The sequence below is a fragment of the Microcoleus sp. FACHB-SPT15 genome (genome assembly GCF_014849525.1).
Classification (GTDB): domain Bacteria; phylum Cyanobacteriota; class Cyanobacteriia; order Cyanobacteriales; family Coleofasciculaceae; genus Symplocastrum; species Symplocastrum torsivum.
This window is the reverse complement of sequence record NZ_JACJNU010000031.1, coordinates 96,389-110,471: the sequence shown is the minus strand read 5'-3', so window position 1 is coordinate 110,471 and position 14,083 is coordinate 96,389. Positions and strand designations below refer to the sequence as shown.

Below are 14,083 nucleotides of genomic sequence, written 5' to 3'. Positions count from 1 at the left end.
AGTTAGGGGATAATCTCCGTCACCACTCTATTGCCAGTCGCACCAGTAACAACAACGCTTTGATCTTGAAGTTTCCCCACTGCCACAGGACCCGATGTATTAAAGGGTGGGTTAACTTGTTCGTAAATCACATTACCCGTCGCCTGAACGTTCTGAGTTGGGATATCCCACCGTAATTGATTGGCGTAGAGTTTAGCTTGATTCCGGCTACCAACACCTTGAACTCCACCTGTCAAATTTGCCACTTTTCTCGCTAAATCTATCTGACCTTGATTAGCCGTGAGAATGACATTTTCTTTCTGGTGGACAATCCTAACTGGCTGATCGGAGAGTACCGTTTCAGTTTTTAAGTTCCAAATCGCTGAATTGCTGGACATCAAAAGTGGCGGGTCTATTGATGTCAGTTGGATATTCTGCTTGAGTATTGCTACCTTGGTTTTCAGGTTAACCTCAGACTTGTCCGCCTCCACTCGGTCAGTAACAATTTTGGCTTTGTACCGTTCCATCTGGGTGCGCTTATCGCTACTTACCTTCTGTGCTTGGATTTGCCAGAGCAATTGCTCTGTTTTCATTTGCAAGTCTGGGTCTTTTGCAATCGCAGCAACTTGACCCAGTAATTCCACCTGCTGCTTTCGAGTGAAGTATCGCCCTTCTTTTGCTGTCGCCTGTAGTTGGGGATGGATACCCTTCAAGTTGTTGCGGACAACTAGCAAATCTTCCTTTGGACGCCACTCCAATTCATCACCTTTGAACACTGCGCCATTGCGGGTATCGATAGCTGTAATTTGTCCTTTGAGAAAGACTAGCTGACCATCCTCTCGGATTTCCCCGGTATCGGCTGACACCTGCAAGACAACTTTTCCATCCTGGTACAAATCGCCACTAGGATTATCGATCCGACCCAGTTTTTTATCTTTAGTGTAGGTAGCTTGCTTTGCCTTAACTTTCCAGAGAGGACGCCCTTTTTCATCCGCCTGATCTAGCGTGACATTTTTAAAGACAAGGCTTCCTTCGATTTCTGTTGCAGCGGTATCCTGCTTAATTTTCTGTTCTGTGCGGCTTTTCCCCTCACAAGCAGATAATGAAGCACACGTTACAAGGCAAAAGGTAAAAGCAAGAAATCGCTTTGATCTGAAAAACATTCGTCAGTTGCTAATGGCTAATAGCTAATAGTTAATGACTAACAGTTAATGGTCAATTAGCGACTAGCAATTAGCAATGACTAATGACCATTTTGTTATTCTTCCTGCTCGTCCATCAGCCCAATGCCGGACAATGGACGGTAGGTATAGTTTTGTCGTGGTGTTTTTTGGATACTTTCTTTGATGTGGTCTAGGTCAATATAGCGATCAGCAACATTGATGAGACTATCACTCGTCATCGATCGCAAGCTTACCACCTCAACCCTCACGCCTCGATAGCTGACAGCATCCACCGCATAGGCGAGATCACCATCACCACTAACAAGAACCGCTGTATCGTAGGAACCAACCAGCGCCATCATGTCTACGGCAATCTCGACATCGAGATTTGCTTTTTTTGAGCCATCTGGCAGTTGCACTAAATCTTTGGCAATCACTCGATAGCCATTACGGCGCATCCACAATAAAAATCCCTGTTGCTTTTCGTTAGTGCGGTCAACACCTGTATAAAAAAAGGAGCGTAGTAGTCTGGAACCTGCTGTCAAACGAACGAGTAGCTTAGTGTAGTCGATTTCAATTCCTAATTGCAGGGCGGCATAAAATAAATTTGAACCGTCGATAAAAATGGCGACTCGACCACGATTTTCTAAAACTTGCTCAGGTGTAAAAACAGGATCGGTACTAAAGTTATTCAACATGTTATTAAACCTCGGTTTTGTATGTAATAAAAAAGCTGATGCCTCCTTCCCTATAATCTGCATTTTGGTTAGCCGCCGATCAACCTGATGGTCAAGACGACGGAACAAAATCACGCTTGTTCCAGTCGTACAAAGACTGGTCTAGGCTCCCCCAATTGCTGCTGAGCGGGTAAGGTTCCCCAGGTGGCGTGAGTATCATAGGTTACAGAATCGTTAATGAGGGTTTTTTCGTTAAAGTTGAGAGAAAAGCCTAGTTGCTGATAAATATCGGTACTGATGCTCGGAATAATCGGTGATAACAGATAGGCAGAAAGTCTAACTGATTCCAACACGGCGTACAATACTTGTTCAACCGCTGCTGAATTTCCTTGCTTGTACAAGCTCCAGGGAGCTTGCTCATCAATGAATTTGTTACAGGATCGAACTAAAGTAAAGATTTCCCGACAGGCTTCACTAAAGGCGAGTGCTTCGTAAGCTACGCTTGTGCGATCGCTTAATCCCAAACCGATTGCCTTTAGAGGGTGATCTGCAGGAATATCTTCACCGTTGACATTAGGGACAAGAGCATTGCAATACTTCTGCACCATTTTTAATGTCCGGTTGAGCAGATTGCCCAAGTCATTTGCCAAGTCAGCGTTGACAATATCGACAAAACGGGTTTCACTAAAATCCCCATCCTTCCCAAATTCTATTTCTTTGAGAAAGTAATAGCGAATCGCATCAGCACCATAGCGATCGACTAACTCAACTGGATCTAGGGTATTGCCAAGGCTTTTCCCCATCTTTTGACCATCCTTGGTAAGAAAGCCATGCCCAAACACATGACCTGAGACTGGTAGCCCTGCTGACATTAGCATGGCAGGCCAGTAAACAGCATGAAAGCGCAGAATGTCTTTACCAATCAGATGTAAATTGATCGGCCACCACTTCTCTAATGCCTTCTCCAGTGATGGATCACTATCCGGATCGAGTAGGGCAGTAACATAGCCAAGGAGAGCATCGAACCAAACATAAATAGTGTGGTTCGGGTCAACTGGCACCGGGAACCCCCAATCCAGATTAACTCGCGAAATGGAGAAATCCTGAAGTCCTTGAGCAACAAAGCTTAAAACTTCATTACGGCGGCTTTCGGGTTGGATGAAATCAGGACGCTCCTGGTAAAGCGCTTCTAACTGGCTTTGATACTTAGACAAAGCAAAAAAATAGTTTTGCTCATCTCGCCACTCCGCTTCTTTATTCGGATGAATTGAACAACGGTGCCCTTGTAGGAGTTCGCGTTCTTCTTTGAATTCCTCGCAGGAGACGCAGTACCAACCTTTTTGTTGACCGAGGTAGATGTCACCCTTGTCCCAAACACGCCCAAAAAACTCTTTGACAATCGCTTCGTGGCGAGGGGATGTTGTCCGGCTGAAGCGATCATACTGAATATTTAGCTTTTGCCAAAGGGCATCAAACCCTGCCGCAATTTTGTCACAGTGTTCTTGAGGCTGTAAGCCGTTACTTTCAGCGGTGCGCTGAATTTTCTGTCCATGTTCATCTGTGCCAGTAATCATCAGCACAGCTTTTCCCCGTAGCCGTTCAAACCGAGCGACTGCATCAGCCGCCATTGTTGTGTAAGCACTACCGATGTGGGGTAAGTCGTTTACATAGTAAAGCGGTGTTGTTATCGCAAAGGTCTTTCTAACGGTATCGGTATAGGTCATGTAAGTGTAAAAAACGCCCTAACATAAATTACTTTGAATTTCTAGCGTATGGCCACTGAGTATTTATTTTAGTTGTTACTTTATCTAGTCAGCATCTAGTCAGCTTCACGGAGGGCTTTTACTGTAAAAAGTATCTCCTGTTACCATTGATTAATCAATATTGCTTAAGTTATTGAGCATTTTATAAAGCAAAACGCAAGGAAAAATTTATTGTTCAGTACGCGATCGCTTATTGTGATCTAGTTGACAAATAGTATCCTTTGCTCAGTTGTTGTAAAAATCTGCAAAAGAAGTACTAGTGGAAACAGACAACCCTTAGTTGTGTTGGCTGTAGGGTTTTCTGCCCTAAGGCGTTTGTCAAAAAGCGACCTTAATGAGTATTGTTAAGAAAGATTAAAAAATGGTGACGGTGATGGCTTTAATCCATGTTTTTCAATAGTCCGCTACAAAATTCTCGTTCACTGCTGGCAGCAATGGGAACGCAGATGTTTATATATCATGAGGATCGCATCCCCACTGATTCCGCCGTTGTGGTAGTGAGCAACCATCGCAGCTTTATGGATGCCCCCCTGCTGATGGCAGGACTGGGGCATTCTATCCGTATTGCTTGTCATCATTACATGGGGCAAGTCCCAGTGATGCAGGAAATTATCAAGCAATTGGGTTGTTTTCCTTTAGAAAAACCAGAATACAGGCAGCAGGCTTTCTTACAACAAGCAACTAGGTTACTTACAACCCATCAATGGGTTGGAGTATTTCCAGAAGGTGCCCAACCGATGGTGCAGTTGACGAAGCCTCATGAAGTGGGTAGGTTTCAGCGGGGCTTTGCTCACCTCGCTTTGCGGGCACCAGTAAAAGATTTAGCAATCTTACCCGTGGCGATCGCATCCCTTGAAGAAACCGTAAACTCTACCGTTCCCTTGAGACTTTTGCGTCTGTTTGACCCCTCAGAACCCCTATTTGAGCAACCGGGTCGGCATCCAATGGTTCTCCATCACCGTGTCTCGGTATTAGTGGGGCATCCCTATTGGATTACGCCAAAGCATCGAGAACAATACCAGGGGAAACAGGCAAAAAAGGTTGTCGCGCATGTGGCTGATACCTGTCGTGACGAAATTGCCAAATTACTGCATCAGAGTTTTAGTGGTTAGAAGAGTCAAGTTCCTTAACTGCTGACTGACTTCAGAAGACATTGAATGAGTTGCAAACAGACGTATAACAACCAACAACTAATCACTAAAAACTGTTTTAAAACTGAGTTGAAATCCTCGTGAGGGAATGGAATTGAGCAATGCCAGACGTTAAGAGTCGTCCTTGTTTTTTAACGCCAGTACGTATTAATCGCAATTATCCACTGTTTGTGTTTTTGCCAGGAATGGATGGAACAGGTCATCTTCTGCGATCGCAAACCCAAGGTTTAGAAAAAGCGTTTGATGTCCGCTGTTTCGCCATTCCTCCGAATGACTCAACGAATTGGGAAGACCTAGCAGAAGCTGTCATTCACTTAATCGAAGCAGAACTAGTCAATACACCCTCTCGTTCTATTTATCTATGTGGTGAGTCGTTCGGAGGCTGTCTGGCAGTCAAGGTGGCGCTGCGATCGCCTGAGCTTTTTGACCGGATTATTCTGATTAACCCAGCGACTTCCTTCAATCAACGACCTTTGCTGCGCTGGGGATCGCAATTGGGTCGTTGGGTACCAGACTACTTTTACGAAATATCTGCCTTTGCTCTTTTACCCTTTTTATCCGCTTTATCAAGAACATCCCCTAATGATCGCCGTGCCCTTTTGGAGGCGATGCACTCTGTTCCTCCAAAAACGGTTAACTGGCGATTAGAAATGGTGACTGAATTTGAAATTGATGAAACCCAACTCCGGCAGCTTACCCAACCTGTCCTAGTCATTGCTGGTGCTGCTGACCGATTGCTGCCCTCCGTTCTTGAAGCTGAACGTTTGGCTAGCCTGCTGCCAAATGCCAAGAAGGTCGTGCTACCAGAGTCGGGTCACACCTGTCTGTTGGAAATAAACGTTAATCTTTTTGAGATTTTGAAAAGCCAAAACTTCCTAGACGACTCGGTTCCCAACACAGACGTTGACTCGGCTTTGATGCCGATGGTTGAGTAGTTAGTTGTTGGTTATTGGGTGTTGGTTATTAGTTGTTAGGCATCTGGATCGCTTATTGCTAAAGCTTTTGTCGTTGGTATTAGTAATGACTAAAAGCTTAGTTAACGAAACCTGTTTGGATTTAAGCGTGGGTTTGAGCGCATTGGGATGCCGCCTTGTAGCTGGGTGCCAGTACCACCGTCAGTTCGGTCTAAGAACGGTCGCAGGTTGATGTTTCTGGAACTAGAACGTCTTGTCGGCTTATTATCAATGCCTAATACAGACAATCCTTGGTTGATTACCTGATTGAGCAATTGGGAGTCCCTATCTCCATCAACAAAAGTATTGACAGCATCGGTTGTCTGACCACTGTCAGCAACGGTTAAGTTTTCAAATACGCGATCGCGTGTTAACTGCGCGTCTTGACCCGGAGGCACTGTTAGCACAATGCGACAGGCTGGGTCTTGTTGAGTTGTAACGCAAACGATATCCAGATTATTTTCTACAGACGTTTGCATCTCTAGTAAGCCGTCAGGTCGGTAAAGTTCTAAGCGTCGGCTAATCTCATCACAACGTCGCTCAGAAGTCCAGCCACCACCTAAAGCAGTAGGAGTAGCCCAAGCGTACGCTTGACTCGGTTGACTTTCTGGGTGATACATTACCGTGTACTCACCATCCACTAACTCACAGCTAAACCGAGGTTCTTCTGACGCATCAACGTCACCTTGAGATGATTGGGGTTCTGTTTTTCCTTCAATATCAGCCGCCAACGTTGTGTTTTGAAGCCGTGGTTTTTGAAGAGTTGCTGGTTCGGGATGGGGGTTGAAGGCAAGCGCACCACTACTTGCGATTAAGATTGCTACGCCAGTGGATAAACTAACACTCTTAAACACCAAAGACATCAGACCTGAATGATGATTCAACTGCCTTAGCGTCATTGCCTTTATCCTCCAAAGTTTGACTACAGCCGCTGTTGTTGTTGAGTTAAAAAGAGCTTTTGCGATCGCACCCTGACTAAGGACTTGCAACAACGAGTGCAAATACTATCGACATCTACATTGGCATCATAACCTTTTCGGCTCAAGAACACACAGTCCACAAACTTAAGAATTCTTGCTGTTGTTGAAATATTTAATTCTTAAGGTTCATAACGGAATTTGAGTTCTCAACATATATTTTAAAGTAAATAGCCGTAGATAAACCTCCATTAAATAACATACCTTCCTGAATCTTACAGTTCTTATATTAAGCCGAGCGTAGTGTCTGCCATTGAGGTTTTTGTATCTGTTGTAACTGACGGATGTGATTAAACAATTTCCAATAATACTGCTCTGGTAGTCCACAAGTCACGGCTCCTCGTAGGACAACATTGGAATACCATTCGTTAGGAGCCAGTTCTTCAGTTAATTTGTGTACTACCACGTAAGTCCGAACATTCTTGTAGACCATACCCTTACACTGAACTTCTATCATTTCATGGCGGTAAACATTAAGAGGAACTTCTTCCCGCTCATCAAGGGCATTACTTAACCGATTGGGCAAGCGATATAAGACTCCTTCAACTGAAGCTGTTGGATCTGGAACTACATCCAGTACTCCACATTTGCGAAGTTGAGATTGCCAGTAAAAACCTAATTTATAACTTTTAAGTGTTGCGGGTCCAATGACATAGTTATGTGTGTTTTCACCCAGCGATCGCTTTAAATCTACTGGGCACATGCAGGAGCCGTAAGCGAAGTAGTAGAACATAAATTTTCAAAGATTTAGTGGATTAATAACGTTGAAGCCTTAGTCAAAACGAAAGGAAAGTCTCTATCTTTGATAAGATAATCTGATTGTTAACAATCCATTGGCTTGATGGATTTAAAATACTCTGCCTTCATCTAGCCTTTTATTGCCTAATTCTAGGTTTGGCAAAACTCTAATCAGAGTAAAATTGGTTTAGTTTTATACATAATTAAAGGTTCTAATCTTCATCTTGAGTATGAATTTTAGCAAAAGTACCTAACCAATGCAACAAATGTCGATAAAGAAACCGTAGATTTAAAATAGTGGAAGTGCTAGAGCAGGATTCACTAATCCCACGAAGCAGTGTTGTCAAGGGCTAGGAGCCAAATGAAACAGAGATTGACAAGATGTCTTCTTGTCAATCTCTTGATCAGCCTACACTTAGAACGTAGTGGCGTGGATTCTTTTCAGGTGGGGTCACAATCCCCATCAGCCAAAGCATTCTGAACTCCTGAACTCCTCCGTTCTCCCCTCCTTTCAAGGCGTGACTTTTGATTTCTGCATAGCGATACTAGTGCAACGGGGCAGAAATAAGTGACGAGTCAATAATCTCCCCATATCCCCATCCCCCTGCGAAGTGGTCAGAAACTTTTGCCTTGACGCACTAGCTACCACTAGCAATTTGATTCCAGGCTTTAACAACTTCTTGCAATGGCAGAGGGAGACGGTTTGCAGCAATATCTACATACCTGGTTGTACCCGCTTTGCCAGTAAGGGTGATGGTAATGTAGTCAGCACCTCTGGAAACTGGGTAACTTAGCTGATCGAACTGAGAAAATTCTGTTCGCTCTAGAAGCTGCTGAAACTTTTGCACATCTTGGCGAGAAATACGAGAAACCTGCATTGGTGCCATTAGACCATTGCGTATCACTTGCAATCGAATCACTTGTCCGTCATCCTGGAGGCGGGTTTCAGTGGTTTGACCTGCGATGCCACCACTTGCGATCGCACGGAAGATTGTGTTACTTGGCAAGGGGGGTGGTAACTCGCTTCTGGGAATTGGAACAGCACCACTCCCTGCATAAGTCCCTGGTTTGTCGAGTTTAACTACAGAACCAGAGTCATTCGTGCGATAGACCAAACGGCTGTCTCCAGCTTCTACAGTCACTCGCCAACCTGGTACGATCGCCATTGTGCAGAGAACATTCGGTTCATACAAACCCAAGCAGCCATCCGGCCAGCTTTGCTTATCTGCCTGGACGATCCGCAGATTAGAGGTGCGTAACCCAGTTTCTTGGGAAGCACTCTGCAAAACCCGATCAGAAACAGATTTTGGTAAGTTGCGATCGCTAATTGTGCTAGCCGCTTCATTCAGCCTGACCTGGGAACCGTTGGCATCAGAGCGATAAACTAAGCGTTGTTGTCCAGCTTCTACAGTTACCTCCCAAGCTTGCAGGGCAATCCTGGTGCAAGCTTCCCCAGGACGCGGCAGACCGAGACAGCCGTCAGTCGTAATCTGTTGAGATTTAACAATGCGTAACTCAGACGTGCGTAACCCGGTACGCTGGGAGGCAGCTTGCAAAATGGCATTGCTAGCCGCTTGAGGCAAGGTACTACTACCCATATTGCTTGCCTGTTCATCCAACCTGACGAAAGAGCCATTGCGATCGGTGCGATAGACCAAGCGTTGTTGCTTCGTTTCAACGGTCACTCGCCAACCTGGTGTAATTGCACCAGTACACCGCTCATTGTCACGGGCTAGACCCAGACAACCATCTGGCCAATTCTCCCGTTCCGATTGGGTAATGCGTAGTTGGGATGTTGAGATGTTCAACTGCTCAGACGCAGCTCGTAAAACCCCATTAGCAACAGAATCTGGCAAGCTTCCACTCGGAGGGGTTTGTTGACCTTCTAGGCGCAATAGACGACCCGTGCCATCCGTGCGATACGTCCAATTTTGCTCTCCGTCAGACATGACAATCCGCCAGCCATTCTCGATGAAGATTTCCCCACAAGCTTCACGCGGTCTACCCAAACCCAAACAGCTATTCGGCCAGCTTTCTTGACTGAAACTAGTCACTCTTAATTGACCAGGGGGAACTCTGAACTCACGCGCAATCTCACGGCGAACGGCATTGACAACGGGACGCGGTAGCTGACGGTCGTTTTGCTTTGGAGTAGTAACCGCTTCACTGCGGTTTTTCAGTGTGGAATTAACAGAACCTAAGGAGGGTTCTACAGCATTAGCGGCAACACTTAAGGACAAAATACTGGTTAATGTCAGAGCAGCAAGCATCTGCTGCCTTTGACGAGTTTTTTGGCGGAAACGTTTCATATTATTACCTAGGACGCGATACGTTGCGCTATTTAATACAGATTGCGAACGTATAGGGATATACAGCTATTTGGACGCATATCTGATACTTATAAGTTCCGTAGTCGCGTCATTACGATCTTCGTTGTGGACTACTTTCCAGGCTAAGAGCAGCGCATGGAATACGACCTCGCCTTATCGATTCACCTAACTGGGTGATTTTTGAGCAAAAATAGCAGAAAGCCGTCAGCTATCAGCTATCAGCTTTTTTGTTTTCCTTGTTCTGTCTAGGTTTGACAGATCTAAGCTATACTTCATGTTTCCCGGAAACCGCTATGGATCATATTGACCCCTTCTCTCGCTCTAGCAGTAGCGTTACGGGTCCATCATTTTCAATTGAGACTTGCATCATTGCGCCAAACTGACCCGTTTCCACGCGCAAACCACTTTGCCGTAACTTCTCGACAAATAGTTCGTATAGCTGTTGTGCTGGTTCTGGTGCGGCTGATTGAGAAAAAGATGGGCGGCGTCCTTTGCGACAGTCACCGTAGAGGGTAAACTGGCTGACGACTAATAGTTCACCACCAATTTCCTGAACAGATTTTTCCCATCGATCAGTGCCAGTTTCATGACCTGGAAATAGGCGTAAGTCTAAGCACTTTCGTGCCATCCAGTCCAATTCGGCTTCGGTATCAGTATTGGCAATCCCTACTAAGAGATTGAGTCCTTGTCCAATTTTGCCAACAACAACACCTGCCACCTCAACCTGAGAAGATTTGACTCGCTGGATGACAACACGCATAAGCGGCTAAACACTTTGGCAACTGGGAAAAATTTCCAAAAATTGGTCGAGGTTGAAGCCCCTTCCCTAATTTTTCGATTGTAAACCCAATCCCCAGTCTCCTTCACGATAGCTGGCAAAATGATTGAGTTGCCTGCCAAATCTCTAGCATTACGTCAGTCAAGGCATGGTCACTGTCGAGTTCAATTAGTTGCACCCAAGGACGCTCACGAGCATAGTCGCGTGTCGATTCAATTGGGATTACTTCATCCTTGCGTCCGTGAAAAATCAGTGTCGGTACTGATCGCAATAGCTGCGAGTCTTGATACTGATGGGCATCTTCTACAAACTGATAATGCAAGGGAAGCGATCGCCCTTCTGTGTAGTGGTAAACCTGAAGATATCCTAATGTCTGCCACTGTTGTAATTGTTCTGCTCCAAGTTTAGGCAACCAATGCGAGAGAAAGCCAAATGCAGGAGCGAACAAGACAAGTCGTTGAACTTGGGAGTGCCGTTGCCCTAGCCAAGCAGACGTTAAACCACCCAAACTTGAACCGATTAGCGTTACAGGTGTCTCGGCGTTCGCCAACATTGCCTCTACTTGAGTAAGCTGGCGCGTAATCGTCAAGTGGGAGAAGTCACCTTGGTTGAGGTCAGGAACTTCTAAAGAAATGCCAAGTTTTGTGAAGCGATCGCATAGATAGATTGCCTTCGCTGACTCAGGACTCGAAGCAAAACCGTGGAGGTAAATAAACCTCACTCCTCTAACCCTCTTCTAGTTTCGTGCGTCAGTGCGGAAATTTCCTTTTTGCTGTTGCATCAGTCGAGCAAATTGCCGACGTTGCTGTGGGGTCAGGATTTCTCGTATCGCTAACATACTTTCTAAGTGTAATTCTCCCTTCTGCTGCCGCAATACATTTACCTCACGATACTTGTCACGGATTTGCCCTTGTGAGGCTGTCCCTGCCATCAACCCACTTAATTCTTGCTGAGCTTGCTGCAATTCTTGGCGCTGTTGAGCCATCTGATCTTTATACTCTTGCTGAATAGCTTTCAGTTGCTGATCTTGCTGTGGGGTAAGATTGAGTTCTTCCACAAGGCTTTGGCCCTCCTGATTCGGACGGGCTTGACCCATAACGTTTTGCTCAATTTGTGAGGTCAACGGCTTAGGATTGACAAGAGCAACAACGCCCCCAATCGCAAGCAGGAGAACTGACCAAATAGAAACACGACGTAACAACATGGAAATAGCCTATGATTTGTTTGGAGTTGAGAAAATTACTGGAAATTTAGAGTCAAAGATTTTGACAAGGAACAAGGGAAGAAAAGGACTTTTTTCCAATCTCCGGCTCTATCCCATCCCGCTTCTTTTCACGGCACTCCTAATATTGATGATAGCGAAACCCTAGTTCAGCCCTATCTGTAGAGTCGAGCTTTCCTCTCTCCCTTCTCGTTTAACCTGTCAACTCTCAACGTTCCAAGTTCAACTCAAATACTGGATTGTTAACGTTTCATTCTTGACAAAATAGCTTATGGTGCTGTTTTGGCATATACCATCCAATCAGTTTGTGTATTATTGCTTTGCGAATACGTTGAGGTTTCTCCGACAACACCTTCCCAATTGTTCTCTAAGAAAGCTTCCAAGCTTGCTGAATTAGATAACTCTGGAAAAGGAATCAGAGTACGGTAGCCACTCCACGCCATCAGTAAACTAGCGGCAATTACGGGTGGTACTGCCCACAACTGCCGACTGACGGGCGATTGAGACTTCTCAACCGCGTTCATTAGCTGCTCCTCTAAATCAGCCTTAGCTGGAGGTGGTGTGGAACGATGTTGGCGCAGGAACTCTTGCCATTGTTTCTCATCGTCTGGACACTGAGTCATAGCGTTTCTCCTTGTTGCTGGATATATTGGCGCAGAGACATTCGAGCATGAAACAGGCGAGACTTAACTGTGCCAACGGCTATGCCCAAAATTTGTGCCACCTCCTTTTGCGGTATATCCTCCAAGTCATGCAGCACCAACACAGCACGATGTTCAAAACTCAACTGCTGTAGTCCTCGCTGTATGATGTCTTGATAGTGCAAGTGCATCAAGTCAGGCGCTTGGGATTTTGAGTTTTGTAAAGACAAGCTATCTGTTTCGGCTTTGAGCTTTGAGTTGAAGGAACGTTGCCTTTGCAAATTGCGCCGCTGATCAGAGGCAACATTCCAGCAGATGCGATAAATCCACGTAGAAAATTGGGCAGCCTGCCGCAGTTGGGGCAAACCTTTCCAGGCTCGTAAGAAAACCTCCTGTACTAAATCATCTAGAGCCTCAGCACCACAAAGCTGGTAAAGCGTTGACCTCACTCGCGAAGAATAACGTCGGTACAGTTGGCGAAAGCTATGCTGGTTGCCTTGTTGGCACTGGAGTACCAACTCAGTATCAGATTCAGACTGGTTATCAGCAAGGTCATTGTTTGACGCCTCGGCAGGTATGACTGACACCTGTGGGTTCCCCCTCACCGGTTTATTTTCTTGAGCCTTTAGACTGAAACTGGAAAAGAAAGGTTCAAGAGGAAGTATCTGTTTTTTGTTTGGAAGTTTCTTCCTTAACCTCGTAAGTGCTGCCAAACACTCTAAAACGTAAATATACTCATATCTAGGGGAACAGAACTCTTCCACAGGATTTAGGGCAAAAGAGAGAGGGCTTGAGCCACGTCTGAAGACAATATAAGCTTTATAACCTCTACTTAAGTTTTAGAACTGGCATCTTTAGAAATGTCTCAAAGTTATAGATTCCATCAGTTTATTCTCCTTGTCTTTTGTGCAGTTTTTGGGGTAGGTTTGATTTTTCTGGGATATTCCTTTGCTTTACCAACTGCCTAATTCAAAAATTTTGTTTCTTAAAATTAATAGTTGAAGGAAATTAAGGTTGGCTTTTGGGTAAGCTGAATTGAAAAGTTGGTGTGCAGCGGAATTAGATATTAGATGTCACGATTAACTATGTATGTACGGGTAGGTGTACAATCAGCAACTAATTATCAATCTGCTTCTATCTAGTCACTCTTAACTGTGTAATGTCCCAGCCTTCTCGTCAGCCAATTGATGCCCATACCCCTGCTGTTCAGCGTCTACGTCGGTTGAGCTATGTGCTTGATAATGCGATCGCCATTCCAGGCACACGTTATCGTGTAGGTCTTGACCCCTTACTCGGTCTATTACCGGGAGCTGGTGATTTTGTCGGAGCGGGTCTTTCAGCCTACATTGTTCTGGAAGCTGCACGGCTGGGTATTCCACGCTCACTGATGGTGCAAATGGTGACAAATATCCTGTTTGAGACAGTGGCAGGTTCTGTACCTGTGGTAGGAGATTTAGTGGATGTAACCTGGAAGGCTAATGCGAAAAACATTGCTTTGCTGGAAGAACACCTAGAGATTCCTCGACAAAGACAACGACGAGTAGATTGGTTGTTTCTCGCTCTATTGCTGGGAGTATTGCTGTTGATTGTGATGGCTATGGCTGCAATCAGCGTCATGATCCTAAGATGGCTGATAACAGTGATAACAGGCGGATAGCCTATCTACAATTAACAAGCTACTTGTGGCTACATCCCCCTGCTCCTTCTACTC

The 14,083-nt window shown here is 45.2% G+C and carries 14 protein-coding genes; 3 read left to right on the top strand and 11 right to left on the bottom strand.

The window, feature by feature from the left end:
• Positions 1–2 precede the first annotated feature (2 nt).
• The 3 genes from lptC to metG form a co-directional block, all read right to left on the bottom strand.
• Entirely contained in the window at positions 3–1,142 is a 1,140-nt protein-coding gene (gene lptC / locus H6F98_RS11160; protein ID WP_192218755.1) for an LPS export ABC transporter periplasmic protein LptC, read from the bottom strand.
• A gap of 95 nt (positions 1,143–1,237) precedes the next feature.
• Positions 1,238–1,840, bottom strand: coding sequence for an NYN domain-containing protein (locus H6F98_RS11155; RefSeq protein ID WP_192218754.1), 603 nt, complete (start codon positions 1,838–1,840; stop codon positions 1,238–1,240).
• A 110-nt stretch (positions 1,841–1,950) separates the two neighbouring features.
• Positions 1,951–3,543 (bottom strand): methionine--tRNA ligase, encoded by a 1,593-nt coding sequence (gene metG / locus H6F98_RS11150; protein WP_192218753.1) that lies wholly within the window; start codon positions 3,541–3,543, stop codon positions 1,951–1,953.
• 425 nt (positions 3,544–3,968) lie between these two features.
• On the opposite strand from metG, the gene H6F98_RS11145 reads away from it, so the two are divergent.
• Entirely contained in the window at positions 3,969–4,694 is a 726-nt protein-coding gene (locus H6F98_RS11145) for a 1-acyl-sn-glycerol-3-phosphate acyltransferase (protein ID WP_192218752.1), read from the top strand.
• A 140-nt stretch (positions 4,695–4,834) separates the two neighbouring features.
• Positions 4,835–5,668: an alpha/beta fold hydrolase gene (locus H6F98_RS11140; RefSeq protein WP_192218751.1), complete on the top strand. Its 834-nt coding sequence runs from the start codon at positions 4,835–4,837 to the stop codon at positions 5,666–5,668.
• Between the two features lie 101 nt (positions 5,669–5,769).
• On the opposite strand, the gene H6F98_RS11135 is transcribed toward H6F98_RS11140, so the two are convergent.
• The 8 genes from H6F98_RS11135 to H6F98_RS11100 all read right to left on the bottom strand — a co-directional run bounded on the left by H6F98_RS11135 (position 5,770) and on the right by H6F98_RS11100 (position 12,959).
• A complete protein-coding gene (locus tag H6F98_RS11135) occupies positions 5,770–6,675 on the bottom strand; it encodes a COP23 domain-containing protein (RefSeq protein WP_242058484.1) in 906 nt (301 codons plus the stop codon).
• A 217-nt stretch (positions 6,676–6,892) separates the two neighbouring features.
• Entirely contained in the window at positions 6,893–7,396 is a 504-nt protein-coding gene (locus H6F98_RS11130) for a gamma-glutamylcyclotransferase (protein WP_192218750.1), read from the bottom strand.
• A 643-nt stretch (positions 7,397–8,039) separates the two neighbouring features.
• Positions 8,040–9,710 carry a hypothetical protein gene (locus H6F98_RS11125; protein ID WP_192218749.1) on the bottom strand — a complete coding sequence of 557 codons (1,671 nt, stop codon included), beginning with the start codon at positions 9,708–9,710 and terminating at the stop codon, positions 8,040–8,042.
• Between the two features lie 319 nt (positions 9,711–10,029).
• Positions 10,030–10,491, bottom strand: a complete 462-nt coding sequence (gene dtd, locus H6F98_RS11120) for a D-aminoacyl-tRNA deacylase (RefSeq protein ID WP_192218748.1) — start codon at positions 10,489–10,491, stop codon at positions 10,030–10,032.
• 103 nt (positions 10,492–10,594) lie between these two features.
• Entirely contained in the window at positions 10,595–11,230 is a 636-nt protein-coding gene (locus tag H6F98_RS11115; protein ID WP_192218747.1) for a YqiA/YcfP family alpha/beta fold hydrolase, read from the bottom strand.
• 15 nt (positions 11,231–11,245) lie between these two features.
• Positions 11,246–11,713, bottom strand: a complete 468-nt coding sequence (locus H6F98_RS11110; RefSeq protein WP_192218746.1) for a Spy/CpxP family protein refolding chaperone — start codon at positions 11,711–11,713, stop codon at positions 11,246–11,248.
• 287 nt (positions 11,714–12,000) lie between these two features.
• A complete protein-coding gene (locus H6F98_RS11105; protein ID WP_192218745.1) occupies positions 12,001–12,354 on the bottom strand; it encodes a hypothetical protein in 354 nt (117 codons plus the stop codon).
• Positions 12,351–12,959 (bottom strand): sigma-70 family RNA polymerase sigma factor, encoded by a 609-nt coding sequence (locus H6F98_RS11100; protein WP_192218744.1) that lies wholly within the window; start codon positions 12,957–12,959, stop codon positions 12,351–12,353. The genes H6F98_RS11105 and H6F98_RS11100 overlap by 4 nt, the downstream gene beginning before the upstream one ends.
• Before the next feature lie 572 nt (positions 12,960–13,531).
• Here H6F98_RS11100 and H6F98_RS11095 point away from each other — a divergent pair.
• Entirely contained in the window at positions 13,532–14,029 is a 498-nt protein-coding gene (locus H6F98_RS11095; RefSeq protein ID WP_192218743.1) for a DUF4112 domain-containing protein, read from the top strand.
• Positions 14,030–14,083 lie beyond the last annotated feature (54 nt).

Bases quoted from the DNA above. Each gene is read 5' to 3' on its own strand.
- lptC (WP_192218755.1), bottom strand. From the start codon at position 1,142: ATGTTTTTCAGATCAAAGCGATTTCTTGCTTTTACCTTTTGCCTTGTA.
- H6F98_RS11155 (WP_192218754.1), bottom strand. From the start codon at position 1,840: ATGTTGAATAACTTTAGTACCGATCCTGTTTTTACACCTGAGCAAGTT.
- metG (WP_192218753.1), bottom strand. From the start codon at position 3,543: ATGACCTATACCGATACCGTTAGAAAGACCTTTGCGATAACAACACCG.
- H6F98_RS11145 (WP_192218752.1), top strand. From the start codon at position 3,969: ATGTTTTTCAATAGTCCGCTACAAAATTCTCGTTCACTGCTGGCAGCA.
- H6F98_RS11140 (WP_192218751.1), top strand. From the start codon at position 4,835: ATGCCAGACGTTAAGAGTCGTCCTTGTTTTTTAACGCCAGTACGTATT.
- H6F98_RS11130 (WP_192218750.1), bottom strand. From the start codon at position 7,396: ATGTTCTACTACTTCGCTTACGGCTCCTGCATGTGCCCAGTAGATTTA.
- H6F98_RS11125 (WP_192218749.1), bottom strand. From the start codon at position 9,710: ATGAAACGTTTCCGCCAAAAAACTCGTCAAAGGCAGCAGATGCTTGCT.
- dtd (WP_192218748.1), bottom strand. From the start codon at position 10,491: ATGCGTGTTGTCATCCAGCGAGTCAAATCTTCTCAGGTTGAGGTGGCA.
- H6F98_RS11110 (WP_192218746.1), bottom strand. From the start codon at position 11,713: ATGTTGTTACGTCGTGTTTCTATTTGGTCAGTTCTCCTGCTTGCGATT.
- H6F98_RS11105 (WP_192218745.1), bottom strand. From the start codon at position 12,354: ATGACTCAGTGTCCAGACGATGAGAAACAATGGCAAGAGTTCCTGCGC.
- H6F98_RS11095 (WP_192218743.1), top strand. From the start codon at position 13,532: ATGTCCCAGCCTTCTCGTCAGCCAATTGATGCCCATACCCCTGCTGTT.